This is a genomic window from Corallococcus sp. CA053C, from assembly GCF_003611675.1.
Taxonomy (GTDB): Bacteria; Myxococcota; Myxococcia; order Myxococcales; family Myxococcaceae; genus Corallococcus.
In genome coordinates, this window is record NZ_RAWA01000910.1 from 1 (window position 1) to 418 (window position 418).

Below are 418 nucleotides of genomic sequence, written 5' to 3' on the forward strand. Positions count from 1 at the left end.
TACGTGAACCGCTCGGTGGTGGCCCTGCTGCGCAACCAGCAGTCAACGTTGCGCCAGGCCTTCCCCGATTTCGATGCCGAGCGCCTGGTCGGTAGCAGCATCCATCGCTTCCACGCCAACCCGGACCGGATCCGCGCCATCCTCAATGGCCTGCAGGTCAGCCACAACGGCAAGGTACAGATCGGCCCGGTGCACTTCGCACAGGTGGTTACTCCGGTCTTCGACGCACAGGGCCTGCGCCTGGGCTTTGCCGTGGAGTGGCATGACCGTACCCATGAGCTCGCCTTGGAGAACGCCGTCGCCGGCATCGTCGCGGCCGCCGCCGCAGGCGACCTCGACCAGCGCCTGCAGGCAACCGAAGGTGCCAGCTTCCTCGATGGCCTCACCGGTGGCATCAACCAGCTGCTGGATACGTTGG

1 pseudogene is annotated in these 418 nt (G+C 66.0%); it reads left to right on the forward strand.

The features are described from left to right. A pseudogene (locus D7V97_RS43835) lies at window positions 1-418 on the forward strand (hypothetical protein); the annotation flags it as partial.